The following is a 26740-nucleotide window of genomic DNA, read 5'->3' as shown; positions in this document are numbered from 1 at the left end:
CTTATCGCGTCAGCGGCGCAATTTGCGGTTGGATAACACACGATCTACACGCTTTCCTCAAGTCTGGCAGCCACTTGGCGCCAGATATGACCTCCAAGAGCCAGATCAGGCCACGGCGCGGCAGGGTGCGGTGGCAAAATCGAGATGCAGATGATTGCCGTCCGGGTCTCGCATGTGCAGTTGCACAAGCCCGCCACCCGCGAGCGCGATCCGCTGATAGTGCGTACGGGACGCCACCAGGCGCGCCTCGAATGCCTCGATATCCGTGGCGGCAAGCGAGAAATGCTCAAGCCGGAGACTGGCATCACTGCTGATCGCTGGCCGGCAACCGATGTCGATGAGATGGATGACCGCCACCTCCCCGGCGTAAAGCCAGGCACCGGCGAAGGGGAAATCGGGTCGCAGCCCGCTGTGCAGCCCCAGCACATCGCCATACCACTGGAGCATGGCACTCAGCTGTCCGGTTCGCAGGTTCACATGATCAAGGCGCTGTATGCCCATGACAGGGTTCCATCATTGTATCAGCCACCCGGCACTCCCCAGCAGACAAGGCGGCTTGTGAGTGCCGGGTGGCAATGAGAGTGTCTTTCACGAAAAGGAGTGCGACCGGTTGCCCGGCCGCACTCCTTTCACATCACCGCCTCGACAGTGGCTTCGATCAGAAGCCTTCGAGGACGATCTTGCCCTTGGCCTTGCCGCTTTCCAGCAAGGCATGCGCGCGCTTGAGGTTCTCGGCGTTGATGGTGCCGAAGGTTTCCGTCGCGGTGGAGGTGATTCTGCCAGTGTCCAGCAGACCCGCCACCTTGGTGAGAATCTCGCCCTGACGCGTGATATCGGCGGTAGTGAACAGTGAACGAGTGAACATCAGCTCCCAATGGATGGAAACGGCCTTGGGCTTGAACGGCACCACATCGAGGGTCTCCGGGTCATCGATCATGCCGAAACGGCCCTGCGGCGCGATCAATTCGGCGACCTGCGGCGCGTAGTGCTCGGAGAAGTTGGTCGAGAACACGAAGGCCGGTGCACCGATGCCCAGCGCCTCGATCTGGGCCGGCAGCGGCTGGCTGTGGTCGATGACGTGATGCGCGCCCAGTGACTTCACCCACTCGCGGGTCTGGGGACGTGACGCCGTGGCGATGATGGTCAGGTCGGTCAGCTCACGCAGCAGCTGGATGGTGATGGAGCCCACGCCACCGGCCCCGCCGATGATCAGGATGGCACGTGCAGCACCCGGCACCGGCTCGGTGACACGCAGACGATCGAACAGCATCTCGAAGCCGGTCAGCGTGGTCAGCGGCAGCGCAGCCGCCTCATGGGCCGCCACGGATTTGGGCGCATGGCCGACGATGCGCTCATCCACCAGGTGGAATTCGCTGTTGGTGCCGGCGCGGGTGAGATCACCGGCATACCAGACCTTGTCGCCCGGGGCGAAGGCCGTGACCTGGTCACCGATGGCGACGACTTCGCCCACGGCGTCCCATCCGATGACGGCGGCTTCGCCGGCGGCCGGCTCGCGGCTCTCACGAATCTTGTAATCCACCGGATTCACAGACACCGCGGCAACCTTGACCAGCAGGTCGTGACCGGTGGCGACCGGTGTCTCGAGTTCGATATCAACCAGGGCGTCGTCACGATCAACGGAACCGGCAACGTAGTAACCAATGGCTTTCATCAGAGTCTCTCCTAAAGATCATGTCAGTCACGGCAGCACTGAAAGGCCGTGCCGTGATGCGATGACAGCATGTTAACTCTCTGGCCTTGGCGTAAAAACAGCCCATGACCGCAAGGTTAATCCGGATAAAGCGGATAATGTATCGCGAGTTTGCGTGTTGCGTGCAGGGAGACGCCGACGGGTCATCGGCTTGCGATGCGAGATGCGCCGGCCAGACACAAAAACGACAACGCAGGACGGTCGTGAGACACGTCCTGCGCAGATCACAGGTTAGCGAGGCAGCCATGACGCCAAGGCAATGAGTTGCCCGAGGACCAAGTCCCAAGGGAGCAAGGGTCAGTTGGCGGGTGTCAGCTTGAGCAGGTAGTAATGCTTGTCACTGCCATCCACGCCCTGATTGAGTGCCGGATGGGCGTTCAGCTGGTTGGTGGTGAGGTAGAGACTGCCATCCGGCGCGAAGGCGAAGCCATCCGGCCAGCGCAGACGCTCGTCATCCTGGGCGATCACCGACATGCCCTCCGGCGATGAGAAGGTAAGTGCGTTGTGCTCTGCGTCACCGGCGATGATGCCGCCGCGCTTGGCATCGAAGATGAAGCCATCATTGGGGCGCTTGGGGGCGTAAGGCGTGATGGCGCGAGCCAGTTCCGCCTCAGTGGCAGTGTCATCGGCCAGCTCAGCCGCCGGCAGGCGATAGATCTCACTGCCGTTCACGCCACCGAAATAGACGACGTCGTCCGCCGGATCGAAGGCGATGGCGTTCAAGCCCAGGTACCAGGGCTTCGGCTCACCATTCTTGTCGCCCTTGGCCGCCATCAGATGGCCATTGATGACCATGTCGTGTTCCACCGGTATCAGCCTTTCATCGCTCTGCAGCACGCGACGCGTCTTGCCGCTGGCGATATCCACCACCACGAAGGCCGGTTTCATGCTGGAGGCCGGAGCGGTAAAGGTCATGTCAGCGATATAGATCTTGCCGCGCTGCTCATCGATGACGAAATCCTGCAGGAAGGAGATCGGCAGCACGCTGTCACCGGCAAGCGAAATCACCTTCTGGAGCGAATCACTGCGGGTATCCCAGCCCACCAGCTTGGGCGCACTGTCCTGGCTGCCCATGTCGAGCATCCACACCACGCCCTGACTGTCGGAGTGCACGCCGATAATCGAGGCGATGCCGACCTCGCCCTTTTCCGGGCCATCGGCCCAGTCCAGGTTCGGGAACGGCACACGCTTGCCGTCCTGGGTGATCTCGACCACGCGCAGCGCCGGTGCATCGAGAGGCTGCTGGGACATGATCAAGCGGCCATCCGGCGTGAAGGTGATGTTGCCGGGGCGGGTGTCCGAATATTCGGCGACGGTGGTCAGCGTGCCGTCGCGCAGGGAGGCGGCTTGCGCATTCTGGGGGGGCACGGCCGTGCTGTCAGCGGCCGCCTGCGCGGCGCCGGCGACAGTGGCAACGCCCAGCGAGGCGATGAGAATGGCTGTCTTGAGGCGAGAAAACGGCATGGGGGCTCCTTGCCCGCCGGTTGGCGCTGTGCGCTGCACCGGCAGGGTCGATGATGATGAGATGAAGAGACTGGGCGGTGACGTGGCCATCGCCCGGGATTTGTCGAGATTCAGGCGAGATAAATCAGGTGCGATAAATCAGGCGCGGCGACGCAGGTCGTCTTCCAGTTCGCTCAAGCGAGGATTGCCGATGTAGAGCTGAGAGAGGTCCTTGAGGGCCGCGGCGCCGATGCGCATGCGAGCCTCCTTGCGCACCACCAGCGTGGCGTCATCCTGGGTACCCAGAAGCCCCTTGGGCTCCTTGAGGGCGCGAATCCGGTAGCGGTGATGCAGAAACTGCGGATGCCACAGCGGCACCACGACCCAACGTCCCTGCACCACCGCCGCTTCGTAACGATCGAAGCAGTCCGCTTCGCTGCCGGTGCGGAAGACATACCCGGCGGCGTCCAGACCATATTGCTTGATCATCTCGGCCGAGAAGCGACTGATGCCGGCCCCCGGATTGATGCCCTGGATGATCAGCTCCATCTTGCTGAGCGCCGGTTCCCGCAGCAGGTCCGTGACGCTTGCCACCGCGCTTTGTGGCACGTAATCCGGCACTCCCCAGATGCAATACGGCTCATAGATGACGGCGATCTTGTCGACGTCATCCAGCATGGGGGCCAGGTAGGTCTCATGACTCGACGGCAACCAGGCGGAGGCCAGAATGTCGACCTCCCCTCGCCCCAGCATCGCGAAGGCCTCTTCGTGGGGAGCAGAGGCGAAGGTCACCTCATGGCCGTGGCTCTCCAGAACACGCGCCACTTCCCGAGCACTGGCCTCATGGAAGGACAACGCGATATGGCCGATACGGATGGGGTCTGTCATGACTGCCTCGAGTGGGTTGTTGAAAGAGAAAGAAAGCGAGCAGGCCTGCATGGCCGCGGTGGTAAGCCAGGGCCTTTATCCAGGGCCAGAGCCCATATCCAGGGCCCAGGCCCGCCTCTCAGTCGAAGGCCGTCATTTCATGCAGGGTGAATTCGCTGACCGCGCCTTCGGTCGCTGCCACATACTTTTCCAGGTGTGGGGCCTGCATGTGCTGCTGCCAGAGTTCCCGCGAGGCCCAATTCTCATGAAAGGTGAAATGCGCCGGGTTATCGTTGTTCTGGTGCAGGGTGTAGCCAAGGCAGCCTTCCTCGGCACGGGTGATGGGCACCAGTGCCAGAAGCGCTGCCTTGACCTGCTCGATCTGGTCCGGCTTGGCATGGATATTGGCGATGACGGTCAGCTGGGTCATGAAAGACACTCCGTGGCGTGATCGGGAAGCTTGAGTTGCGCAAGCGATGTGGTCATCCTAGCCACAAGCCTCATCCGTATAAACATCCAACTTACGCAAAGATAATTCGGAAAAACCGTACAATGCTGCTGGATAATATCGCCCTGTTCCTGACCATCATCGAGAAAGGCAGTCTGACCGCCGCAGGACGCGAGACGGGGCTGTCGCCCACCACCGTGTCCGAGCGCCTCGCCGCGCTGGAAGCCCATTACGGGGTGGTGCTGCTCAACCGCACCACGCGCGCCATCAGCCTGACCGAAGAAGGCCGGACACTGATGGAAGAAGCTCGCGGCCTGCTCGACAGCGTCTCGGAACTGGAGACCCGCATCCGCCTGGGCGCCCAGACTCTCACCGGCCGCATTCGCGTCAGTGCGCCGAGCGACCTGGGCCGCAATGCCCTGTCACGCGCCATCACCGAATTCCAGCATCTGCACCCCACCATCGAGATAGAACTGCTGCTGTCAGACAGCTACGTGGATATCGTCGGCCAGGGGATCGATCTTGCCCTGCGCTTCGGCACCATCATGGACAGTACGCTGCGCGTGCGGCATCTGGGCCAGAAACGCCGCCTGCTATGCGCCTCCCCCGCCTATCTGGCGCAGCATCCTGCGCCGCTGACGCCGGTGGACCTCAAGCACCACAACTGCCTGGTGATGCGCTTCGGCAAGAGCCTCGACAACGAGTGGCGCTTCGGCAGCCACAAGGTGCCGCAGATCGTCACCGTCAGTGGCAACCGGATCGCCAATGACGGCGAACTGGTGCGCCAGTGGTGCCTGGAAGGGTTGGGCATCGCCCTGAAATCGGAAGTCGATGTGAAGGAGGATCTGCGTGCGGGTCGCCTGATCGAACTGCTGCCGGAACATGCCGCGCCGCCCTCGCCGCTGCAGCTGCTGTTTCCGCCGGCGCGCGCCCAACCTCGTCGCGTGCAGGCATTTGCCCAGCACCTGGTCGAGACCTTCAGCGAATCACTATCGCATCCGCAATAGCCTGAAACGCAAAAGCCCCCGGCAACCAAAGGCTGCGGGGGGAGCTTTCATCATCCGGCACCCTACACTAGCCACCGTCTCCTTAAGAGCGTATAGCTGCTTCCACCCGCCAGCTGGGCGACTTCTCTGACCCCGGCACGCCTGGGCTTGTTCATGGTTTGCTCTCCCTCGCCGCCTGCGTTCTTCGGGCCGGTTTCGCCTGGCGCAGGGCATCCAGCTCCGTCAGATAACGCTCCAGCACCAGATTGGGCGGGCGGCTCTTGCGCGTGATGGCGCTGTAATAGGTGACATAGGAGTTGGCCACCGGGCTGAGCGCCTGCATCTGGCCATCGCGCACCCAGCGCTCGGCATAGTGGGTGGGCAGATAGCCGAGATAGCGCCCGGAAAGCACCAGGAAGGCGATGCCCTCGCGGTCAGTCGCGGAAGCGGCGGCTTTGAGCGGCTCGTGCAGCGCCTTGATCGCAGGCGTCTGCGCGTAGGCCGGCAGCACCGCATCATGCTGGCGAATCTCTTCCTCGCCCACCGGACGTCCCCGCGCGAGGGTATCGCCCGCCTGGGGTTCACGAAACAGCACATGGCCCCGCGCGCAGTAAAGGCAGGAGGTTTCCTCGTAGAGCGAGCGATACTCGAGCCCCGGCAGCGTCTTGAGCGTCGGGATCACCCCGGTATGCAGGCGGCCATCCAGCACGGCACGCTCGATCTCGTTGGGGGGAATCATGCGGATGTTGATCATCACCTCCGGGCCGTGCCCTTTCAGCGCACTCAGCGCATCCGTGATGTGCATCTCGGGCATGGTGACCAGATTGTCGGTGATGCCGATGTTCAGCTCGCCCTTGAGCCAGGCATGCAGGCCATTGATGCGTGTGCGAAAGCCCTCTGCCGCCGCCAGCATCTGCATCGCGGCCTCGTGGACTTCCCGCCCCTCATTGGTGAGAGCAAACCCGCTGCGCCCGCGCTGACAGAGCTTGAGGCCCAGCCGCGTCTCCAGGTCACTCATCGCCATGCTGATGGCGGAGCGACTGATGTTGAGCTCGATCTCGGCCGCCGAGAAGCCACCGCACTCCACTACCTTGCGAAAGATACGCAGCAGACGCAGGTCGGTATCGCCGAGCTGCCCCCGCATGACCTCACCTCGCATAGGCCCGCGCCTCCTGTTGTTGAACGGTTCCGCGCCAGACGGCGCCTGACTGCGCCGAGATGGCGTAGCGAACGCCAGCGGAAAGTTAAGTAAATGCTTTCCTGAAGGTAAAGACAATGGCATTTATCTTACCAAAAGGACTTCCTAATCTATTTGGACAGGAGCCGAGAACCAACAACAACACACTCTGTGGGAGACATCATGACCGCCTTCGATACATCCCCTTCCGCCCAGGCAGGCTTGAGCCAGGAGCAGCTCGATGCCTACTGGATGCCCTACACGGCCAACCGCCAGTTCAAGCAGGACCCGCGCATCATCACCAAGGCGCAGGGGGCCTACTTCACGGACTCCCGGGGCCGCCAGATCTTCGATGGCCTGTCAGGCCTCTGGACCTGCGGTGCCGGCCATTGCCGCCCGGAAATCGCCGAGGCGGTCAGCGCGCAGCTGCGCGAGCTGGATTACGCGCCCGCCTTCCAGTACGGCCATCCCAAGGCCTTCGAGCTGGCGCATCGCATCAAGACGCTGATGCCCGAGGGGCTGGATCACGTCTTCTTCACCGGCTCCGGCTCCGAGAGTGCCGACACCTCACTGAAGATCGCGCGTGCCTACTGGCGCAAGAAAGGCAAGCCGACCAAGACCAAGCTGATCGGGCGCAGCAAGGGTTATCACGGCGTCAACTTCGGGGGCTTCAGCGTCGGTGGCATCGGGGCCAACCGCTCGCTCTACGGTCAGGGGGTCGATGCCGATCACCTACCGCATACCCTGCTCAAGGAAAATGTCTTCACGCCCGGCATGCCCAGGACCGGTGCCGAGCGCGCCGATGAGCTTCTGGAGCTGATCGCGCTGCATGATGCCTCCAACATCGCCGCTGTCATCGTCGAGCCGATGGCAGGCTCCGCCGGCGTGCTGCCACCGCCAGTAGGCTATCTCAAGCGCCTGCGCGAGATATGCGACCAGCACGACATCCTGTTGATCTTCGATGAGGTCATCACCGGCTTCGGACGCATGGGCGCCATGAGCGGCGCCGAGGAATTCGGGGTCACGCCGGACATCCTCAACGTCGCCAAGCAGATCACCAATGGCGCGGTGCCGATGGGCGCCGTGGTCGTCAAGGGCGACATCTACCAGACCTTCATGGACAACGGCGGCCCCGATTACATGATGGAGATTCCCCACGGCTACACCTATTCCGGTCACCCGGTGGCGTGTGCCGCGGCGCTGGCAGCCCTCGACGTGCTCGAGAACGACCAGCTCATCTCCCGCGTCCGCGAGCTGAGTCCGGTATTCGAGAAGAAGCTGCACGAGCTCAAGGGCACGCGCTACATCAGCGACATCCGCAACTACGGCCTGGCCGGTGCCCTGCAGGTCGAGGCCTATCCCGGCGAGCCGGCGCGGCGCCCGTATGAGATTGCCATGCACTGCTGGAAGGCCGGTTTCTATGTCCGTTACGGCGGCGACACCATCCAGCTGGGCCTGCCGTTCATCACCGAACACGACGAGCTGGACCGCCTGATCAATGCCCTCGGCGATGCCTTCGCCGCCCAGGACTGACGGCCACCGCTCAAGACTGACGGTCGACGCTCAAGGCTGGTGATCGACGTTCAAGACTGACCATCAACATTCAGAACTGACGATCAACACCACTTCATTCATCGCCATTCATTTCACAAGTCATCTCAGGGAGCCCACCCAATGAAGACGCTCGGACACCTCATCAACGGCAACATCGATCACAGCGAAGGCCGTACCCAGGACATCTTCAATCCCTCCACCGGCGAAGTCGGCGGTCAGGTGCGCCTGGCCAGCAAGGCGACGGTCGAGGAAGCCATCGCGGCCGCCGAGGCCGCCTTCCCGGAGTGGCGCAATACGCCGCCGATCAAGCGCGCCCGGGTGATGTTCCGCTTCAAGCAGCTGCTGGAAGAACACGCCGACGAGATCGCCCGCCTGATCGGTCAGGAGCACGGCAAGATCTGTCACGATGCGCTGGGCGAATTGCAGCGCGGCATCGAGAATGTCGAATATGCCTGCAGCGCCCCGGAACTGCTCAAGGGCGAGCACAGCCGCAATACCGGCCCGGGCATCGATTCCTGGAGCGAATTCCAGCCGCTGGGCGTGGTTGCCGGCATCACGCCGTTCAACTTCCCGGCCATGGTACCGCTGTGGATGTACCCGATGGCGATCGCCTGCGGCAATACCTTCGTCCTCAAGCCCTCCGAGCGCGACCCGACCTCCACACTGTTCATCGCTGAGCTGCTGATGGAGGCCGGTCTGCCGGCCGGCGTCATGAATGTCGTCAATGGCGACAAGGAAGCCGTCGATACGCTGCTGGACGACCCGCGCATCCAGGCGGTCAGCTTCGTCGGCTCCACCCCGATCGCTGAATACATCTACAGCCGCGCCGCGGCCAACGGCAAGCGCTGCCAGGCCCTCGGTGGCGCCAAGAACCACGCCATCGTGATGCCGGACGCCGACATGGAATACGTGGCCAACTCACTGAATGGCGCCGCCTTCGGCTCCTCCGGTGAGCGTTGCATGGCACTATCCGTCGCGGTAGCCGTGGGCGATGACGCCGCCGACAAGCTGATCGCGCAGATGAAGCAGCAGATGGAAGGCCTCAAGGTCGGCATCTACAGCGACAAGGGCAATGATTTCGGCCCGCTGATCACCGCGGCCCATCGTGACAAGGTGGTCGGCTACATCGACAGCGCCGAGCAGCAAGGCGCGACGGTGGTGGTCGATGGCCGCAATCCGCAGGTCGAAGGCGGCGAGAACGGCTTCTTCGTCGGCGGCACCCTGATCGATGGCGTCACCCCGGAGATGACCTGCTACCAGGAAGAGATCTTCGGCCCGGTGCTGCTGGTCGTGCGCGCCGATTCGATGGAAGCCGCCATGCAGCTGATCAATGATCACGAATACGGCAATGGCACCTGCATCTATACCCGCGATGGCGAAGCCGCCCGCTACTTCAGTGATCACATCCAGGTCGGCATGGTCGGCATCAACGTGCCGCTGCCGGTACCGGTCGCCTATCACAGCTTCGGGGGCTGGAAGCGCTCGCTGTTCGGCGATCTGTCCGCCTACGGCCCGGATGCGGTGCGCTTCTACACTCGCCGCAAGACCATCACTCAGCGCTGGCCTTCCGCCGGTCTGCGTGAAGGCGCCCAGTTCGCCTTCCCGTCCTGATCCATCGCCTTCTTATTCTGATCCATCACGAACGCGGATCATCGTCTGATGACAACTGCGCCGGACAGCCCTGCTGTCCGGCGCTTTCGTGTGCTAATCATGCAGGGTCATGCCGGCAGTCAGCCCCTGCCCCTTGCAGTGGCCAGAAACGGCTCCACATAGTCAGGACATCTCATCACGAGAATTCCGACAACATCGGCGGTCAGTACCGTCACAAGGAGCCAAGATGATCTGGGTAATCGCCACCGTTACCGCCAAGGAAGGCCACGTTCAGGATGTCTTCAATGAACTCTGCGCCGTCGCGCCCACCGTGCGCGAGGAAGATGGCTGCCACGCCTACCACCCGTGTCTGGACTCCGAACGCGCCGCCGACAAGGACAACGACCCACGCCCCGACACCATCACCGTGGTGGAAGCCTGGGAATCCCACGATGCGCTGCAGGCCCACCGTGAGACCGAACACATGCAGCGCTTCCGCGACAACGCCGGTGACTGGATCGCCGATGGCGATATCCGCATCCTGAGCCCGGCGGGCTGATAGACAGAACAGCACTGGGAAAGCCCCAAAAAAGCCCGGCCTCCAGGAGGCCGGGCTTTTTTATCGGGTTTGCTGCCATGACGGCATATCATTTACCGCTACAGCCCCGGTTTCACTCCTGCGGCTGATCCTCGGACAACTGCATGATCATTCGTGTCGTCAGGTAAAGGCGTGGCACGACGCTATCGACCAGCACGAACTCCTGATCGCTGTGGTAGCCGCCGCCGACGAGACCCAGGGATTCGAGCACTGCTGGTTTATCGGAATCTGCATGATAGGCGTAGGCTGCATCGGTGCCGCCACCGATCTCGACCGCTTGCAGTGTCTGCCCCAACTCCTGATAGATCTTCTGGGCCTGCTCGGCCAGCTGCTGACTCTGCGGATTGTCAGGCAGCGGCGGACGCCCCTTCTCGAGGTGGAACTCCACTTCGGTATCATCGATCAACTGGTTCTTCGTGATGGCCTGCGCTTCTTCCAGGACACGCTGATACTCGCTGCTATCGAAGTAGCGCATATCACCTTCCGCCCTGGCATGCTCCGGAATCACGTTGCGCTTGACGCCGCCCTCGACGATCGTCCAGTTGAGCGTCGTCTCCTTGTCCGCATCATCAAGCTCATCCAACTGCAGCAGCTGATGAGACAGCTCCATGATGGCGTTGCGCCCTTCCTCTGGTGCGCCACCGGCATGGGAAGCACGGCCCTTCACCTCGAGAAACGCATAGTTGATGCCCTTGGTGACGATGGTGACGGCATCGACTCCCGGGTCAGCGAAGGTAGGCTCGAATACCAGCACGGCATCCTGATCTGCCGATAGCTCATGAATCAGGTCATGCGAGCCCGGCGAGCCCTTCTCCTCATCAGGATTGAAGACAACCGTCACCTGGCCATAGTCATCAAACCCGAGCGACTTCAGCGCCTCGAGACTGTGCAGAATAACGGCTGCGCCACCCTTGGCATCGCCCACGCCCGGGCCATAGGCACGCCCATCCTCGATACGGAAGGCACGCTCCGTGGCGGCGCCTTCATCGAAGACGGTGTCGTAGTGAATCATCAACATTATCTTGCGACTGCCATCTCCCTGCAGGCGACCGACAATCGTATTGCCGCCATAGGTCTTGGCAGGGTGCGTTTCCACCTGTGCGCCAAGCGCTTCGAGATGCTGGGTCAGCATTGCCTCAACGTCATTCAAGCCTTCACGGTAGCCCGTTCCCGAATCCAAGTTGACCAGTGATTCCAGCGTCTCCAGCAGAGGCGCTCGCTGTTGCTCGACGGCATCCTGCACATCCTGATAGTCCGCCGCTTGCGCACTGGCACTGCACATACCGCATGCCAAACCCACCGCCAACATCGGAAGCCGCATTTTCCACCTCTAATATTGTTATATAAGGAATAACGAAGGTAAGGCGGATATCAGGCAAACGCAAACGCGAGGCCTACCGGGAAATTTTTTCTGCTAGCAGCTTTACCTGCCGTCCACCATTGAACACAGGTGCACTTCATCTGATCTGCGTCTCGTGAATGTGCAGCACTCGCAGGGATTATCGGTTGCCTGAGGGCTTCTCAGCGCCGATACTGTATATGAATACAGTATCGAAAGGAGACCCCACCCATGACCGTATCTGCCGCTCAACCGTCCCACGCCTCGCTGGCTCGCCCTCATCCAGCGCCGGAGCCCTGTGCGCTGCCGCACCCTCACATCACGGGGCGCGCTGGCATTTCCGGCTTCCCCTCGCCGGCCGAGGATTACGCGGGGCGCACGCTGGACCTCAACGAGCGGCTGATCAAGCGCCCGGCAGCGACCTTCTTCATGACGGTGGCGGGTGACAGCATGGAAGGCTTCGGCATCTATGAGGGTGACACCCTGGTGGTAGACCGCTCCATCGATGCCCGCCCCGGGCATATCGTGGTGGCACTGGTCGAGGGTGAGGTGGTGGTCAAGCGTTATGAGCTGATCGGTCAGCGCCCCTATCTGAGCTCCGGCAATGCTCTGTATCCGCCGGTCGCGATCTTCGACCTCGAATGCCAGGTCTGGGGGGTGGTGCGTTCCGTCATCCACGAATACGCGGTATGAAGACGCCGATGATCGGACTGGTCGACTGCAACAACTTCTACGCCAGCTGCGAGCGAGTGTTCGACCCGCGCCTGGAGGGCCGCCCTGTCGGCGTGATGTCCAACAATGACGGCTGCGTGATCGCGCGCTCCAACGAACTCAAGGCGCTGGGCGTGGAGATGGGCACCCCCGCCTTCCAGCTACAGTCACTCGTCCGTGAGGGGCGCATCCACCTGCTCTCCTCCAACTATGAGCTGTATGGCGACATGTCGGCGCGCGTGCGTGAGGTGCTGGAGGAATATTCCGCCGGGGTCGAGCCCTACTCCATCGATGAGATGTTCGTGCGTTTCGATGGCTTTGATCGCAACTCGATGCTGACATTGAGCCGCACCCTGCACCGTAATGTCCGCAAGTTCACCGGCATTCCCGTATGTGTCGGGGTCGCGCCAACTCGAACGCTGGCCAAGTTGGCCAATCGCGCTGCCAAGAAACGTCCGGAATTCGGCGGTGTCTGCGTGCTGGAACCCGATGAAGTCGGCACCCAGCGCCTGCTGGCCGATACGCCACTGGGCGATGTCTGGGGCGTGGGCCGACGATTGGTCGAACGCCTGGCACTGCAAGGCCTGCACACTGCTTGGGACCTGCGCTGCGCCGACCCGCGCGCCATCGGCCAGCGGTATTCCGTGGTACTGGAACGCACCGCGCGCGAACTGCAAGGCACGCCCTGCTTCGAGATGAATGATGCCGATGACGCTCGCCAGCGCATCATGACCTCGCGCTCCTTCGGGCGCATGACCGGTGACTTGAATGAACTCAGGGACGCCATCCGCCAACATGCCCAGCGCGGCGCCGAGAAGCTGCGCCATCAAGGCAGCCTGACACGCGCCGTGCTGGTCTTCCTCAAGAGCAATCGCCACCGACCCGACCTGCCGCAATACTCACCCAGCACCATCGTCGAGCTGCCCGCCCCCACCAATGACAGCCGCGAGATACTCGCCGCCGCGCAACAGGCGCTGGAGCATATCTACCTGCGCGGTTATCGCTTCATGAAGGCTGGCGTGATGCTGCTCGACCTCATCGACCAGCCACGCGAGCAACTCTCGTTGCTCGACGACGAAGCGGATATCGCCAGGCGTGAACGCAGTCAGCAGCTGATGGCGACACTGGACGCCATGAATCAGAAGATGGGCCGCGGCACCGTGCGTCTGGGCGTCGCACGCCCCGACGCCGCCTGGCAACTGCGCTGCGCCCACCGCAGCGCCCGCTACACCACCAACTGGCAGGAATTGAAGCGGTTGCGTTAGTGGACTTGGCCGAAAGCTCTGAGCGCAATTCCGAGTGCCCCAACCATCAGCAATACAATCCCTTTCCTCGGCGCTCATACCGCAGAAGGCATGAAGGGAGTGAATGCGTAGATATCGCGCGCAACCTGATCGGATTGTTGCACCCACAGCAAAGGTGTTTTACGCCAGCGCCGCTTTATCAATGACTTGCGAACACTCATGCTGTGCGCCATTGCTGAAAAGCCAACAGTTGTGGAGTACCCGGCATGAAGATTCTACTGATCAACGGCGGCAAGGCCTTTGCCCATTCCAATGGCGAGCTGAACGCGACGCTGCATGAGCTGGCGCGCGGTGAGCTGGCCGAGCTGGGTCATGAAGTGCGTGAAACCGTCATCGAGGAAGGCTTCGAGGCCAAGGCGGAAATCGAGAAGCAGCTGTGGGCGGACCTGATCATCTATCAGACCCCAGGTTGGTGGATGGGTCTGCCGTGGACCGTGAAGAAGTATCTCGATGACATCCTGACTGAGGGCCACGGCTCTCTATATGCCAGCGATGGGCGTCATCGCACCAGTCCGACCCAGGGCTATGGCACTGGCGGCTTGATGCAGGGCCGCCAGTACATGCTGTCACTGACCTGGAATGCGCCACTTGAGGCCTTTGATGAAGAAGGCAACTTCTTCGAGGGCAAGGGCATCGATGGCGTCTACTTCCCGGTGCACAAGGCGATGGAATTCCTCGGCATGACGGCCTTGCCGACCTACCTGGCCACTGATGTAATCAAGAATCCTGACCTGGCAGCCTACACCCAGGCCTACCGCACGCACCTGCGCGAGCACGTCGGCCGCGCCTGAAGGCTCGGGGCGTCATACAGTCTGAGCTGATGACGCCTCTCCCAAGCTCTCGAATACACGAAAGGCTGCCCATGGGCAGCCTTTCGTCGTTGAGTAGCCGTCATTCAGCCATCAAGTAGCGATAATCCGGCGCTCGAGGAAACCTATCAAGGCCCGACCTGGCTCAGTGCCCCGCTCTGGCGAGAGACGAGCGAGACGTGATCCAGAAACAGGCGGAACATCTGGGCCTGGCTCGAAACGGCCAGACGCTGATAGATATGCTTGCGATGTACCTTGACGGTGCCATCGCTGATTGCGAGTTCACGCGCGGCAGATTTGGTGGAGTGTCCGGCCAGCAACAACTTGACGATGTCCTGCTCACGCTGCGTCAGAAGACCATCACCAAAGCTATCGAAGGCGGCCTCTACCGGCTCATGATGCTCCAGGCGATCCACGAAACTGACGCCCTGCCACTTCCAATACTCGCGCGCGAGGGGCTCGATGATCGGTTGCAGGTTCTTGAGCGCCAGCAGTGATTTTCGAGTCAGCGGCAGAGAGGTCTCATGCAATCCCAGCGAAAACACCATCACGATGTCGCCGGGCAGTTGTATGAAGATGCCAATTTCATCCTTGAGTCCCAACGCGCCGTAATAATGCTTGTAGTACTCACTGTCTTCGAAGCAATCAGGCGCCAGCTCACTCAGGCGGTAGACGCCGGGACGACAGCTTTGCTGGGTCGAGGTATAGAAGGGATCCAATATGTAGGCATCGCCAATATAACGTTCTACCCCCTGCTGCCGACGCTCAGGAGGATAATTGTCGTAGATCAGGATGGGTGCGCACCCTTGCTTGTAGGTGCTGACCAGTATCGTGTCAAAAGGCAGAATGTCGTGGAAGACGTCCTGCAGCAAGCGAGGGAATTCCGCCGAAGATGCCGATGTCATCAGCTTCGCCAGCACGCAATGCCAGCTCGATAGTTCTGGAGCGCACAACAACTCTTTGTGAATCATGAGCCGACCCTGGTGACGTATCGAGACATCCTAGCATAGCCAACGAAGGTATAACGCTGGCGCATCCGGAGCCATCACGCCCCGAACGCCAATGAAAGCGCCAGGCATGAGCCTGGCGCTTTCATTGCAAGACGCTTGTTCGTGTCAGAACGTCCAGCACGGATCATCCCCGCCACCACCATTCAGGTAATGGCCAACCAGATGGACTTCGTCTCGGTATATTCACCGAGTGTCTGCAGTGACTTGTCGCGGCCATTGCCGGACTGCTTCACACCACCAAAGGGCATCGTCATGTCCGGCCCTGCCCAGTTGTTGATATAGACCTGTCCAGACTGCAATCGGCGCGCGACACGAATCACCCGGTTGACGTCCTGACTCCAGAGCCCTGCTGCCAACCCATAGTCAGAGTCATTGGCGATCGCAATCGCTTCTTCCTCATCATCAAACCCCATGACGGCGAGAACCGGGCCAAAGATTTCCTCGTTGGCGATGGCCATGTCTGCCGTCACGCCAGTGAAGATGATCGGCGCTATGAAACAGCCCTCAACCTGGCGATTGTCATCCGTGATGATCGCCTCACGTCTTGCCCCTTGCTGCTCACCGAGCGCAATGTAGCTGGCAATCTTGTCGTACTGTTCCTGATCGACGATGGCGCCCATGAAGCTTTGCGGGTCCAATGGGTCCCCCGGCTGCATGCTCCTGGCAGCTTCACACAGCGCACGAACGAATGGCTCGCGAATACGGTTATGCACCAACAGGCGAGAACCTGCGATGCAAACCTCTCCCTGATTATGGAAGATGGCGGCAGCGGCCTGACGTGCAACGCACGGGATGTCAGCACAGTCTTCGAACACGATATTCGGGCTCTTGCCACCACACTCGAGGAAAGTCCGTTTCAGATTCGACTGACCCGCATATTGCGTCAGAAGCTTGCCCACCTGAGTCGAGCCAGTAAAGGCAATGGCATCGACCTGCATCGAAAGCGCCAGCGCCTTACCGACATCTGTGCCGAAGCCTGGCAGTACCTGAAAGACTCCCTTGGGTATCTCCGTCAGCGCGATCAGTTGCGCCAGGCGCAGCGCCGAGAGCGATGACTTCTCGGAGGGTTTGAGAATGACACTGTTGCCAGTCGCCAAGGCTGGAGCAATCTTCCAGATCGTCATCATCAGCGGGAAGTTCCAGGGCACGATGGAGACGACCACGCCCAGGGGTTCACGCACGATCAGTCCCAACGCCTCTTCGCCGGTCGGCGCGACCTGACCATAGAGCTTGTCCAGGGACTCCGCGGTATAGCGTAGACATTCAATGGCAGAGGCCACATCGCCCAGCGCACTGGTGATCGGCTTGCCCATGTCGAGTGTATCGAGCAGTGCGAGCTCCTGCTGATGCTCGGCGATGAGTTCTGCCAGATGCAGCAAGGTGCGCTTGCGGGCTGCCGGTGCCAGCCGCGACCAATCGCCCTTGTCGAAGGCAGCTCTGGCACAAGCCACGGCGCGTTCTGCCTCGGGCGCCTCGCAGCGGGCCACCTGCGCCAGAGTGTCGCCCGTCGCAGGATTGAGAGAGGGAAAGGTCTTGCCACTGGCGGCGTGTGTGAACTCGCCATCGAGATAGGCGCGAGTTTCAAAGGACAGCTGGCTGGCACGTTGCTGCCATTGGGCATGAGTGAGTGGCATGGTATGGCTCCGAGGGATGACTGTGGCGGAAAAGACGTGAGAACGGGATGGCAACGGTGGAGAAATCAGCGACCCGCACGCGCCAGCACGGATTCCAGCAGTACCTGGCAGCCGAGGGCACAGTCTTCAGGTGAAGCATATTCCGCCTCGTTGTGGCTGATGCCATCGAGACACGGCACGAAGATCATTGCCGTCGGCGCCACGCGCGAAACATAGACGGCGTCATGGCCAGCACCGCTCATCATCTCTCGTGAGGGCGCATCCTGATTGGCGACGGCCTGCCTGACGACCTCGATGCATGCCTCATCGAAGTCGACGACTTCTGACTTCCAGATGCGCTCCTGCGTCACACTGACACCATATTCCTCCGACACCTTCTCAAGCATCGACATGAACGTGGCTTCCAGTGTCTCAAGCTCGGCTTCTTTCACATGGCGCAGGTCCACCGTCATGCTGACCTCGCCCGGAATGACGTTGCGCGAGGCGGAGGGAATATTCAGGGTGCCCACCGTGACACGTGCATTCCCTGTCGGGTCTGATTGCACATGCTGGTGGATCTGATCCATCAAGCGCGCAGCCGCCATCATCGCATCACGGCGGTAACGCATCGGCGTCGGCCCTGCATGTGCCGCGACACCAGAAATCGTGACATCAAACCAGCGAATTCCCTGAACGCCGGTGACAACCCCCAGTGACTTGCCTTCCTGTTCCAGCACCGGCCCCTGTTCAATGTGGAGCTCAAAATAACTGTCCAACCTGGGGCCCGTCTTGAAATCTGGCGTGCGCAGTCCGGTGCTCGCCAGCGCTTCGCCATAGGTAATGCCTGCGCTGTCTTCACGCGCCAGGGTATAAGTCGGCTCAAAGACGCCCGCATAGGTGCCGGACGCTACCATCGCCGGGGAGAAGCGACTGCCTTCTTCATTGCCCCATACGATCAATTCCAGTGGCCGGCGCGTGACAATGCCCTGCGCATCCAGCACTCGAAAAACCTCAAGTCCTGCCAGTACACCGAGAATGCCATCAAAACGTCCGCCCTTGGGCTGAGTGTCCAGGTGGCTGCCGGTCGAGACCGGGGCCAGCGACGGCTCGCTGCCCTCACGACGAATGAACAGGTTTCCGACCTCATCGACACGCATCTCGCAACCAAGTGCCTCGCACCACTGCATCAGCAGGCGGCGCCCCTGGGTATCCTCCTCGCTGAACGCAAGACGACAGGAGCCGCCCTTGGCCGTGGCCCCGATCTTCGCCATATCCATCAGGCTATCCCAGAGACGTTGCTGGTCGATCCTGAACGGCTGAACCTCTTGTGCAACTGCCTGCATGCTTGCGTCCTCTTGTTCTTGTGTCCGTATGTCGATGGGCGTGTACCGACCTGTCACTCAGCACCCCGCCGTCACATCGTGTAGACCGTCACCTTAGAAACTCACGCACCAGGAGCGGAATACCCCCATTGGGATATACCGGGCGGCTATCCGATCTGGATACGCTGGTTCCAGTGAACGATTGCAGCGAGAGCGACAGTGAAGAGCGCTTGGCACGCTGCATGACACCAGACCCCAGACAATCGCTGGCTCTCCGCCATCACCAACAACAAGAGACAACACTGATGACCACCAACACTCTGGATCACACCTCATCTATCGATGCACCATCCGAACATTCTGCCCATGGCCTGAGCGGCGATGCTCAAGCTGTCTGGGAGAAGGACAGAGATCACTTCATCCACCCCTTCACTGACTTCTCGACCTTCCACGAGCAGGGTTGCGACATCATCAGTGATAGCGACGGTATCTACGTGTCAGATATCGAAGGCAACCGTTTCATCGATGGTATTGCGGGGCTGTGGTGCGTGAACGTGGGGCATGGTCGCAAGGAAATTGGTGACGCGATGGCGGAACAGGCCACACGCATGGCCTACTTCTCTACCTTCAACAATCTGACCAATATTCCGGCAGCGGAATTATCGGCCAAGCTTGCCAGTCTGGCACCGGCACACCTCAACCACGTCTTCTATACCTGTGGAGGCTCCACCGCGAATGATGTCGCCATTCGTCTGGTGCATTACTACTACAACCGTATCGGAAAGCCGCAGAAGAAGAAGATCATCTCCCGCAAGAATGCCTATCACGGTACCACCTACATGGCGGCCACCCTGACAGGCATCGAAAGCAACAACTGGATGTTCGATACCCTGGACTCCCATGTCAGCTATCTCAGCGAAGCCAACTGTTATCGTCGTCCGAAGGGCATGAGTGAAGCTGACTATTGCGACCAACTGGTGAATGAATTCGAGAACAGAATCGAAACACTGGGCGCTGACAATATCGCCGCTTTCATCATGGAGCCCATCATGGGCGCAGGCGGTGTTCTCGTCGCTCCCGAGGGTTACCACACTCGCATGCAGGCCCTCTGCCGCCAGCACGACATCCTGTTGATCGTCGATGAAGTCGTGACAGCCTTCGGACGTCTCGGCCACTTCTTCAGCAGCGAAAAGGTCTTCGGTCTCAGCCCGGACATCATTACCTGCGCCAAGGGACTTTCCTCAGGCTATGTGCCGCTTGGCGCAACGCTGATTTCAGACTCCCTCTATGAGGTGCTGGGTACTCCCCAGGGTAAAGGTGGTGTATTGAGTACAGGGTTTACCTATTCAGGCCATCCGGTCAGCTGTGCCGCCGCGCTCAAGAACATCGAGATCATGGAAAGAGAAGCGCTGTGCGAAAACATCCAGCGAGTCGGCCCCTATCTTGAGGCGCAGTTGAAAACCCTGAAGCATCACGCTACCGTTGGCGACGTTCGCGGCAGTAACTTCATGATGTGCTTGGAAAATGTGGCAGACAAGACAACCGGCGAGCTCTTGCCACTGGAAGCACGTGTCGGGGATAGGGTCGCTGCAGAAGCACAGAAGCGAGGCTTGATCATTCGCCCTGTCGGCCACCTCAACATCATCTCTCCGCCGTTGATCTGGGATGAAGCCGTGATCGATCAGGTCGTGGCCATCCTCGATGCCTCATTCTCGGCAGTCACCGAATCACTCACGCAAGACGGTTATCTGTAACAGTCCAGAAAATGGATTGATGTGACGCGGCCTCGCCCAGGTTATCGCGTGTTGCCGACATTGCCGCTGGCCCTTGAACTTCGCTGCGCCAGCGGCATCGGCCGTCACATATGTATAAAAAATTATAATGACAAAAGGTATGTTATGGACAATTTTGGATACATGAGCCTGATCCCCACAGGCATCGTGCTCATCATGGCGCTCATTACACGCAGGACAATCGAATCACTCATGACAGGGGCAATCGTCGGCTTGTTGATGATTGACCCTTACAATGCCATTTCAGATGGCGCAGATACCATGCTGACGGTGCTGGCCAACGATACCGTCACCTGGATCATTCTCGTATGTGGTCTATTTGGCAGCTTCATCGCCTTGTTGGTAAAGACAGGCGGTGTACTCAGCTTCGGGGCAGCACTTGGCAGCCGAATCCGGACCAGGAATCAAAGCTTGCTGGCAACCTGGGTGCTGGGCCTGGTGATCTTCGTCGATGACTATCTGAATGCGCTGACCATCAGCGCCTCGATGAAGAAGATTACCGATAGATTCAACATCTCACGCGAAAAACTCGCCTACATCGTCGACTCCACCGCTGCACCAGTCTGTGTATTGGTACCCTTCTCGACCTGGGCAGTCTTCTTTTCGGGCCTGCTGGAAGAAAATGGCATCCCGGGAAATGGCATATCCATGTATATCGAAGCCATTCCTTACATGTTCTACGCCTGGGTAGCGGCAGCTATCGTACCGATGGTCGCCATGGGCTGGATTCCCAATATCGGCCCGATGAAAGCCGCCGAACTGCGTGCCGCCTCTGGGCAGACCATCCCCGATGACAGCACTGACACGACACTGGAAGTCGAAGATACCGGCAAGACACCGCCACACCTGCTCAACTTCCTGGTGCCGATGTTCGCGCTGGTCTTCTTCACCTGGTATTTCGACACTGACATTCTACGCGGCGTGATAGTGGCACTGCTGGTACTGTTCGTGATGATCTTTGCGCAGCGTCTGCTCAGCTTCAATGACACCTTCGACACGGCACTGGAAGGTTTCAAATCGATGCTGCTGCCTCTGGGAACACTGGTTGCCGGCTTCTTCCTGAAAGAGGTCAATGACACCCTGGGGCTGACCACATTCGTCATCACTCATGTGCAACCCATCATGACGCCGGGGCTGCTGCCGATGGTCATCTTCCTGACCATGGCCTTGCTGGCCTTTGCAACCGCCTCTTTCTGGGGCCTCTTTGCGGTGGCAATGCCGATCGTCTTGCCGCTCGCCATGAGCATGGATGCCAACATGCCACTGGTCGTGGGCGCACTGATCTCGGCCAGCGCCTTCGGCAGTCACGCCTGCTTCTATGGTGACTCCACAGTGCTCTCGGCACAGGGCAGTGGCTGCTCTCCCATGTCGCATGCCTTGACCCAACTGCCTTACGTCTTGATCGCGGCATCGATATCCGCGCTTATCTTCCTTGCCGCCGGCTACCTGTGAGACGAACATCATGACCCGCTTCTCCCCCTCTCATTCTCTTGATGTCTTCACTCCAGGCTCACCTGCTGCCAAGGGCTTCTTCATGCCTGCCGAATATGCCAGACATGATGCCTGCTGGATGCTGTGGCCACAGCGGCCGGACACCTGGCGTTACGGTGCCAAGCCTGCCCAACAGGCTTTCGTGGATGTCGCCACGGCCATCGCCGGCAGCGAGACCGTCATCGTCGGCGTCAATGATGAGCAGTACGAAAACGCACGCAATGAGCTGCCCGCGCATGTGCGTGTCGTCGAGATATCCAGCAACGACGCCTGGATGCGCGATGTCGGCCCAACCTTCCTGACTCATCCGGATGGCCGTATTGCCATGATCGACTGGGAGTTCAATGCCTGGGGCGGCCTCAATGGAGGACTCTATTTCCCCTGGGACAAGGACCGCAGAATCCGCACCAAGATCTCGCAGATTCTGGATGTTCCGCGCTTTGATGCCTCGATCATGCTGGAAGGCGGTGCCATTCATGTCGACGGCGAAGGGACGCTGATCACGACTGAAGAGTGCCTGCTCAACGCCAATCGCAACCCTGATCTGAGTCGCGAGCAGATAGAGCAGATCCTCAAGGACCATCTCGGTGTCACCACCATCATCTGGCTTCCCAATGGCTGCCATCTGGATGAGACCGATGGCCACGTGGATAACCTGTGCTGCTTCGTCGGGCCTGCAGAAGTCGCCCTCAATTGGAGCGATGATCCCCAGGACCCACAGCATTCGATCTCCAAGGCGGCGCTTGAGGTTCTCGAGAACTCCGTGGATGCCAGAGGGCGTGCCTTCAAGGTGCATCTGCTCCCACAGCCCGGCCCTCTGTATATCCAGGAAGATGAAGCCAATGGCCTGGACCGCCTGGGTAGCTCACACCCGAGACGCCCCGGCGACCGGATGGCGGGTTCCTACGTGAACTTCTACATCGCCAACGAAGCCATCGTCATGCCATTGCTTGACCCGGCGCTGGATGATGTCGCGCGCGAGAAACTGCAAGCCATCTTCCCGACTCGGCAGATTCTTGGCGTCAATGCTCGTGAAATTCTGCTGGGGGGTGGCAACATCCACTGCATTACCCAACAGCAACCCAAGCGCCTGACTGAACGACACTGACGCCTGTTGGCGTAAAAAGAAGCCCGCCACCGGTGACATGACCGATGGCGGGCTTCTTGCGTTCTAACGAATAGCGGCGACCAGCGCTCACTATTGAGAGGGTACAGGTCTCAGAAGCTCCAGCTGGCGTGCGTCCAGAAGATACGCCCCGGCTCATTGACCTGTACATCGCCCTGCAACGGATCGTCGTAGAAGCGATTGACGTGGTAGGCGTAGGCCTTGTCGAACAGGTTGGAGATGCCGGCGCTCAACTCGATGGCGTCAGTGACATGGTACCCACCTTCCAGGCCGACGATGCCGAAGCCTGCCGTCGCGTCTTCACTGTCGGAAATACGCGACTGACGTGCGGCCGCATCGAATCGGGCACCTGCCCACCAACGATCCGCGTCATAGCGTGTCGCCAGATAGCCATTGAAGGGGGCGACCTGTGACAGGGGCGTCCCATCGCTCAGGTTGGTGCCGTGCGTGGCGGCAACGCCTGCGGAATGCCGCCAGCCGTGTTGCCGCCAACTGGCTTCCAGCTCGATACCGTAGATCTCGGCCTCGACATTGTCGTAGGTGGTCAGCGAGTCGCCTTCGGTCAGCTCGATCCAGTCATGCACCCGGTTGTAGTAGGTGTCCGCCGAATAACGCCAGGCGCCCTGCCTGACCGCCACCCCAAGCTCGAGCTGCTGATGGATCTCGGGATCAAGCTCTGGATTACCCAACCAACCATCGGAGTCGGACTGGCGGTTGTAATAGCGCTCACTGGCCGTCGGGAAGCGTACGCTGCGACTGAGCGCCGCATAGCCTTTCACCGCCTCATTGACGCGATGCTCCAGACGCGCCAGTGCACTGAGTTCGCCATCACGCTGTTTGGCGTCAACATCATCGCCATACTGGGCACGCCAGGCGGAGATGGCCGAGGCATTGCTACCCACCACCTCATTGGCATCTCGCGCATCACTGATGGAGACGTCATAGCGCGCACCGGTCACGAGTCGGTTGTCGGCATCAAGGATGGTATCCAGTTCCGCGAATACCCCACCGCGCGTCCGCACGACATCCGGCCAGGTCTGGCTATCCGACAGGCTATCCAGTGACATGCCCATCCGGGAGTTGGTATTGCTCTCGAGCCGTTCGGCATCGGCACCCAGCGTCAATATCGCGTCATGTCCGCCGACAGTCAGCGGAATATCGCCCTGGGTGCTGGCATACCAGGTCTCGGTGGTCGCGCTGGAGAACATGGCCATGTCGCTCATGTCCATATCTGAGCTCATATCCATGCCCGAGCTCATATCCATGCCCGAGCTCATGTCCATGCTCATCGAGTTGGCGCTGGAATCATCAAAGTCACGCAGGGTGACGTTATCCATGTCGTGCACGACGCGAGCATGGTTGACCTGTGTCTCGGTGTGCGAGAACGGCCCGACGTTGTCGATGGTCAGCTTGAGATACTGGCGGTCCATATCGCTGCGTGGCGCATCCATGGTGGGATACAGGGCATCATCGATGCGCACCACGGCGAAACCCGCCTCGATGGCGACATCCTCGGTGGCGAAGGCGCCAATGCGGATACTGCCATTGTCGCTGCGATACGCGCCTGACTGAGTATCGCCATTGCCATCCTCGTAGTTGTTGCGCTCGGAATGCTCGAAGTCCAGTGCGGCCCAGAAATCGCCCTGCTTGGCGGTCAGTGACAGAGTCTCGCTGGTGGCGTCATCATTGCTGCGCCAGCCAGCCCCCAAGGTACCCTGGACGCCATCATCATCGCTGCGCGAGGGCGTCTGACGCGTCACCTCGATGCTGCCCGCGGCAAAGTTGGGGCCGCGACTGACGGTCTGCGCGCCCTTGTAAAGCGTGAGGTCCGACTGACTGCCGGCAGTGGCGTAACCCAGTGTGGTGTCCATGCCCCCCGGACAGGCGGGATAAAGCGATGCGCCATCCACCTCCTGGATGAGGCGCTCACCGCCCTGCGCACGGAAGATGGCCGAAACACCGTGACTACCCAAGCGCGAGCCACTGACACCATTGACCTCGCGCAGCTGTTCGCCAAGGTCCATGTCGCCCTTGGCATGCCCCGCATGCACGTCGTGGACGGGGCTGGCCATGGGCGCCTGAGCCTCGATACGGATCAACGGCAATACGCTGGTGGTGTCAGCATCGGCGTAAACCGGCAGCGTGCCACTACCCGCGATCGCGGCGGCAATGGCCATTGGCAGACGACCACGCGATGCGCTCACTGGCGATGACAAACGACGCGCACGAATCGGGAAATTGGCGAGAGACAGTGTCATGCGCTGGCCTCCTGCAGGTCATCCCCTCGCTTGTGCGTGGCGCGAATCCACAGCCAATCCAGCAGCCCCATCACGATCAGCGAGAGGCCGACCAGCGGGAAGATGACACCGATGATCATCATCAAGCCCCAGACACCGGCGATACGCTTGCGCTCCTTGGGCAGCGGCGGGATACCGATACCGCCCACCGGACGACGCTTCCACCACATCACGCCCGCACCGACGCTCATCATCACCATCGCGATACAGGCCAGTACCAGCACCAGCTGGTTGATCAGCCCGTACTGCTGCCCCAGGTGAACATTGATGCCCCACTCCAGCGCTCGACCCAGCGGGCCATAATCGGCGTAATGCATGTCCAGCAGCACATCGCCGGAATAGCGATCCACATGCACCACCTGCTGGCGCTCCAGCGCATCCGGATAGATAGAGCCGGTGTAGACGCCCTGCGGCGAGCCCGGCAGATTAATGGCATAGCCCGGCGCCAGGCCTTCGCGAGCGAAGATGCGCTCAGCCTGATCGAGGCCGATATCGGCATGGGCAATCGCGGCGGCACTCAGCGGCACGGCCGCGGCGGCGGAGGCCTGCTCGGCACCAGACTTGGTGCTACCACCGCCATGCCCGGCATGCTCTCCCTCGTCCACCACGTGGCTTGTCGCTGCAGCTGGCAAGGAAGATAACGGGATAATGGCCTGTTCGAGCGACCAGGTCGTCCGCTCCTGGTCCACCAGACGGGTATCCGACATCGGCGTATTCACGCGCACGCCATCGGGATACCCGAAGTTATGCCCGTTGGCCAACTCGTTGACCTTGGCACCCCACACCATTGACCACGGCATGCCGGTCACGGCGAGAAACAGGATGAAACCAGCGGCGAAGATGCCACACACGGCATGCAGGTCGCGCCACCACAGACGGCGCGCAGGCGTGGTACGCAGCGTGACGACGCCACCCTTCTGGCCCCGCGGCCACCACAGATACAGGCCGCTGAGTACCAGCAGAATGCTCCAGCCGGCGGCGATCTCGATCGCGGCATTGCCGATGGGACCGGTGATGGCGAGGCTGTGCAGATTGCGCACCGTCCACATGATGCTGTCACGGTAGGCCATCTGCCCCTGCACTTCACCGCTGTAGGGGTTGACGTAGACCGCCTGCTTGCCACTGCCATCGGCTGCCACGATATCGACTTCCGTGGTCAAGTCACTGGCCGCAGGCGGCACGACACGCACAGCCTTGCCGGGCAGACTTTGCACGGCGACACGCACCTGCTCGCTCAGCGGGACACTCGCCTGTGCCTGGCCATTGACCTGTTGAACCACCGGCGTGTTGACCTTCATCAGGTCGGCATGCACGAAGTGGTCGATCTCTTCACGGAACAGATAAAGACCGCCGGTGACGGCCAGCAAGGTCAGGAAAGGCAGCACCAGCAGGCCGGCATAGAAATGCCAGCGCCACACGGCGCGGTAGATATCGCTGAAACCGCGAGCGGCGCGACCCGCGGAGTCGGTATTGGTTGTTGAACTCATCTCGATTACCCATCGACAGGTGCCACGACGCGCGACGGATGCTTTGTCCGCCGGTCAACGTGAG

General features: G+C 60.7%; 22 protein-coding genes. 10 read left to right on the top strand and 12 right to left on the bottom strand.

The annotated features are described in order from the left end of the window. Positions 1–105: 105 nt before the first annotated feature. The 5 genes from QD208_RS06420 to QD208_RS06400 all read right to left on the bottom strand — a co-directional run bounded on the left by QD208_RS06420 (position 106) and on the right by QD208_RS06400 (position 4451). Positions 106–501 carry a VOC family protein gene (locus tag QD208_RS06420; protein ID WP_279836254.1) on the bottom strand — a complete coding sequence of 132 codons (396 nt, stop codon included), beginning with the start codon at positions 499–501 and terminating at the stop codon, positions 106–108. A gap of 157 nt (positions 502–658) precedes the next feature. Beyond that, positions 659–1672 (bottom strand): zinc-binding alcohol dehydrogenase family protein, encoded by a 1014-nt coding sequence (locus QD208_RS06415; RefSeq protein WP_175090284.1) that lies wholly within the window; start codon positions 1670–1672, stop codon positions 659–661. A gap of 336 nt (positions 1673–2008) precedes the next feature. Further along, entirely contained in the window at positions 2009–3175 is a 1167-nt protein-coding gene (locus QD208_RS06410; RefSeq protein WP_279836253.1) for an L-dopachrome tautomerase-related protein, read from the bottom strand. 138 nt (positions 3176–3313) lie between these two features. Beyond that, a complete protein-coding gene (locus QD208_RS06405; protein WP_175090286.1) occupies positions 3314–4042 on the bottom strand; it encodes a glycine betaine ABC transporter substrate-binding protein in 729 nt (242 codons plus the stop codon). Between the two features lie 118 nt (positions 4043–4160). Beyond that, complete coding sequence (locus QD208_RS06400; RefSeq protein ID WP_175090287.1) at positions 4161–4451, bottom strand: putative quinol monooxygenase; 291 nt, start codon at positions 4449–4451, stop codon at positions 4161–4163. A 122-nt stretch (positions 4452–4573) separates the two neighbouring features. Between QD208_RS06400 and QD208_RS06395 the strand changes: the two genes are divergently transcribed. Beyond that, on the top strand, positions 4574–5476 hold the full coding sequence (locus QD208_RS06395) for a LysR family transcriptional regulator (protein ID WP_043332149.1): 903 nt from the start codon (positions 4574–4576) through the stop codon (positions 5474–5476). A gap of 151 nt (positions 5477–5627) precedes the next feature. On the opposite strand, the gene QD208_RS06390 is transcribed toward QD208_RS06395, so the two are convergent. Next, positions 5628–6614 carry a LysR family transcriptional regulator gene (locus tag QD208_RS06390; protein ID WP_279836251.1) on the bottom strand — a complete coding sequence of 329 codons (987 nt, stop codon included), beginning with the start codon at positions 6612–6614 and terminating at the stop codon, positions 5628–5630. Between the two features lie 201 nt (positions 6615–6815). Here QD208_RS06390 and QD208_RS06385 point away from each other — a divergent pair, with 201 nt between their 5' ends. The 3 genes from QD208_RS06385 to QD208_RS06375 all read left to right on the top strand — a co-directional run bounded on the left by QD208_RS06385 (position 6816) and on the right by QD208_RS06375 (position 10335). Continuing rightward, positions 6816–8165, top strand: coding sequence for an aspartate aminotransferase family protein (locus QD208_RS06385; RefSeq protein WP_192838113.1), 1350 nt, complete (start codon positions 6816–6818; stop codon positions 8163–8165). 141 nt (positions 8166–8306) lie between these two features. Beyond that, positions 8307–9797, top strand: a complete 1491-nt coding sequence (locus QD208_RS06380) for a CoA-acylating methylmalonate-semialdehyde dehydrogenase (protein ID WP_043332153.1) — start codon at positions 8307–8309, stop codon at positions 9795–9797. 226 nt (positions 9798–10023) lie between these two features. Next, complete coding sequence (locus QD208_RS06375) at positions 10024–10335, top strand: putative quinol monooxygenase (RefSeq protein WP_043332154.1); 312 nt, start codon at positions 10024–10026, stop codon at positions 10333–10335. Between the two features lie 112 nt (positions 10336–10447). Here the strand turns inward: QD208_RS06375 and QD208_RS06370 are convergent, their stop codons facing one another. After that, positions 10448–11656, bottom strand: a complete 1209-nt coding sequence (locus QD208_RS06370; RefSeq protein ID WP_279836249.1) for a glutamate carboxypeptidase — start codon at positions 11654–11656, stop codon at positions 10448–10450. Positions 11657–11944: 288 nt separating this feature from the next. On the opposite strand from QD208_RS06370, the gene umuD reads away from it, so the two are divergent. From umuD to QD208_RS06355, 3 genes are all read left to right on the top strand, one after another. Continuing rightward, entirely contained in the window at positions 11945–12406 is a 462-nt protein-coding gene (umuD, locus tag QD208_RS06365; RefSeq protein WP_043332158.1) for a translesion error-prone DNA polymerase V autoproteolytic subunit, read from the top strand. Positions 12407–12414: 8 nt separating this feature from the next. Next, the gene (locus QD208_RS06360) at positions 12415–13689 is read left to right on the top strand and encodes a Y-family DNA polymerase (protein ID WP_043332341.1); all 1275 of its coding nucleotides are present in this window, start codon (positions 12415–12417) and stop codon (positions 13687–13689) included. 245 nt (positions 13690–13934) lie between these two features. After that, complete coding sequence (locus QD208_RS06355; RefSeq protein ID WP_043332160.1) at positions 13935–14519, top strand: NAD(P)H-dependent oxidoreductase; 585 nt, start codon at positions 13935–13937, stop codon at positions 14517–14519. A gap of 146 nt (positions 14520–14665) precedes the next feature. On the opposite strand, the gene QD208_RS06350 is transcribed toward QD208_RS06355, so the two are convergent. From QD208_RS06350 to QD208_RS06340, 3 genes are all read right to left on the bottom strand, one after another. Next, the gene (locus QD208_RS06350) at positions 14666–15508 is read right to left on the bottom strand and encodes a helix-turn-helix transcriptional regulator (protein ID WP_043332162.1); all 843 of its coding nucleotides are present in this window, start codon (positions 15506–15508) and stop codon (positions 14666–14668) included. Between the two features lie 182 nt (positions 15509–15690). Further along, positions 15691–17181, bottom strand: a complete 1491-nt coding sequence (locus QD208_RS06345) for an aldehyde dehydrogenase (protein ID WP_279836248.1) — start codon at positions 17179–17181, stop codon at positions 15691–15693. Between the two features lie 65 nt (positions 17182–17246). Then, on the bottom strand, positions 17247–18503 hold the full coding sequence (locus QD208_RS06340; RefSeq protein ID WP_052384357.1) for a Zn-dependent hydrolase: 1257 nt from the start codon (positions 18501–18503) through the stop codon (positions 17247–17249). Between the two features lie 284 nt (positions 18504–18787). Between QD208_RS06340 and QD208_RS06335 the strand changes: the two genes are divergently transcribed. From QD208_RS06335 to aguA, 3 genes are all read left to right on the top strand, one after another. Then, positions 18788–20236 (top strand): aminotransferase, encoded by a 1449-nt coding sequence (locus QD208_RS06335; RefSeq protein WP_082388492.1) that lies wholly within the window; start codon positions 18788–18790, stop codon positions 20234–20236. A gap of 162 nt (positions 20237–20398) precedes the next feature. Then, positions 20399–21727, top strand: a complete 1329-nt coding sequence (locus QD208_RS06330; RefSeq protein WP_225996407.1) for a Na+/H+ antiporter NhaC family protein — start codon at positions 20399–20401, stop codon at positions 21725–21727. A 10-nt stretch (positions 21728–21737) separates the two neighbouring features. Next, positions 21738–22874 carry an agmatine deiminase gene (gene aguA, locus QD208_RS06325; RefSeq protein ID WP_052384358.1) on the top strand — a complete coding sequence of 379 codons (1137 nt, stop codon included), beginning with the start codon at positions 21738–21740 and terminating at the stop codon, positions 22872–22874. Positions 22875–22984: 110 nt separating this feature from the next. Here aguA and QD208_RS06320 read toward each other — a convergent pair whose 3' ends face one another. Both QD208_RS06320 and QD208_RS06315 read right to left on the bottom strand, forming a co-directional pair. Beyond that, on the bottom strand, positions 22985–25150 hold the full coding sequence (locus QD208_RS06320; protein ID WP_215824300.1) for a TonB-dependent receptor: 2166 nt from the start codon (positions 25148–25150) through the stop codon (positions 22985–22987). Further along, entirely contained in the window at positions 25147–26676 is a 1530-nt protein-coding gene (locus tag QD208_RS06315; protein ID WP_279836245.1) for a PepSY domain-containing protein, read from the bottom strand. The genes QD208_RS06320 and QD208_RS06315 overlap by 4 nt, the downstream gene beginning before the upstream one ends. Positions 26677–26740 lie beyond the last annotated feature (64 nt).

Origin of the sequence: Cobetia sp. 29-18-1, assembly GCF_029846405.1 — a bacterium.
Classification (GTDB): Bacteria; Pseudomonadota; Gammaproteobacteria; order Pseudomonadales; family Halomonadaceae; genus Cobetia; species Cobetia amphilecti.
Note: the sequence above shows the minus strand (reverse complement) of the source record. Positions and strands in the feature narration are given on the sequence as shown.

What these genes read in the sequence shown, in the direction of transcription:
- QD208_RS06335 (WP_082388492.1), top strand. Translation starts at nt 18,788, where the DNA reads ATGACCACCAACACTCTGGATCACACCTCATCTATCGATGCACCATCC.
- umuD (WP_043332158.1), top strand. Translation starts at nt 11,945, where the DNA reads ATGACCGTATCTGCCGCTCAACCGTCCCACGCCTCGCTGGCTCGCCCT.
- QD208_RS06360 (WP_043332341.1), top strand. Translation starts at nt 12,415, where the DNA reads ATGATCGGACTGGTCGACTGCAACAACTTCTACGCCAGCTGCGAGCGA.
- QD208_RS06330 (WP_225996407.1), top strand. Translation starts at nt 20,399, where the DNA reads ATGAGCCTGATCCCCACAGGCATCGTGCTCATCATGGCGCTCATTACA.
- QD208_RS06390 (WP_279836251.1), bottom strand. Translation starts at nt 6,614, where the DNA reads ATGCGAGGTGAGGTCATGCGGGGGCAGCTCGGCGATACCGACCTGCGT.
- QD208_RS06405 (WP_175090286.1), bottom strand. Translation starts at nt 4,042, where the DNA reads ATGACAGACCCCATCCGTATCGGCCATATCGCGTTGTCCTTCCATGAG.
- QD208_RS06320 (WP_215824300.1), bottom strand. Translation starts at nt 25,150, where the DNA reads ATGACACTGTCTCTCGCCAATTTCCCGATTCGTGCGCGTCGTTTGTCA.
- QD208_RS06420 (WP_279836254.1), bottom strand. Translation starts at nt 501, where the DNA reads ATGGGCATACAGCGCCTTGATCATGTGAACCTGCGAACCGGACAGCTG.
- QD208_RS06400 (WP_175090287.1), bottom strand. Translation starts at nt 4,451, where the DNA reads ATGACCCAGCTGACCGTCATCGCCAATATCCATGCCAAGCCGGACCAG.
- QD208_RS06340 (WP_052384357.1), bottom strand. Translation starts at nt 18,503, where the DNA reads ATGCAGGCAGTTGCACAAGAGGTTCAGCCGTTCAGGATCGACCAGCAA.
- QD208_RS06395 (WP_043332149.1), top strand. Translation starts at nt 4,574, where the DNA reads ATGCTGCTGGATAATATCGCCCTGTTCCTGACCATCATCGAGAAAGGC.
- QD208_RS06375 (WP_043332154.1), top strand. Translation starts at nt 10,024, where the DNA reads ATGATCTGGGTAATCGCCACCGTTACCGCCAAGGAAGGCCACGTTCAG.
- QD208_RS06380 (WP_043332153.1), top strand. Translation starts at nt 8,307, where the DNA reads ATGAAGACGCTCGGACACCTCATCAACGGCAACATCGATCACAGCGAA.
- aguA (WP_052384358.1), top strand. Translation starts at nt 21,738, where the DNA reads ATGACCCGCTTCTCCCCCTCTCATTCTCTTGATGTCTTCACTCCAGGC.
- QD208_RS06410 (WP_279836253.1), bottom strand. Translation starts at nt 3,175, where the DNA reads ATGCCGTTTTCTCGCCTCAAGACAGCCATTCTCATCGCCTCGCTGGGC.
- QD208_RS06385 (WP_192838113.1), top strand. Translation starts at nt 6,816, where the DNA reads ATGACCGCCTTCGATACATCCCCTTCCGCCCAGGCAGGCTTGAGCCAG.
- QD208_RS06315 (WP_279836245.1), bottom strand. Translation starts at nt 26,676, where the DNA reads ATGAGTTCAACAACCAATACCGACTCCGCGGGTCGCGCCGCTCGCGGT.
- QD208_RS06350 (WP_043332162.1), bottom strand. Translation starts at nt 15,508, where the DNA reads ATGATTCACAAAGAGTTGTTGTGCGCTCCAGAACTATCGAGCTGGCAT.
- QD208_RS06370 (WP_279836249.1), bottom strand. Translation starts at nt 11,656, where the DNA reads ATGTGCAGTGCCAGTGCGCAAGCGGCGGACTATCAGGATGTGCAGGAT.
- QD208_RS06355 (WP_043332160.1), top strand. Translation starts at nt 13,935, where the DNA reads ATGAAGATTCTACTGATCAACGGCGGCAAGGCCTTTGCCCATTCCAAT.
- QD208_RS06345 (WP_279836248.1), bottom strand. Translation starts at nt 17,181, where the DNA reads ATGCCACTCACTCATGCCCAATGGCAGCAACGTGCCAGCCAGCTGTCC.
- QD208_RS06415 (WP_175090284.1), bottom strand. Translation starts at nt 1,672, where the DNA reads ATGAAAGCCATTGGTTACTACGTTGCCGGTTCCGTTGATCGTGACGAC.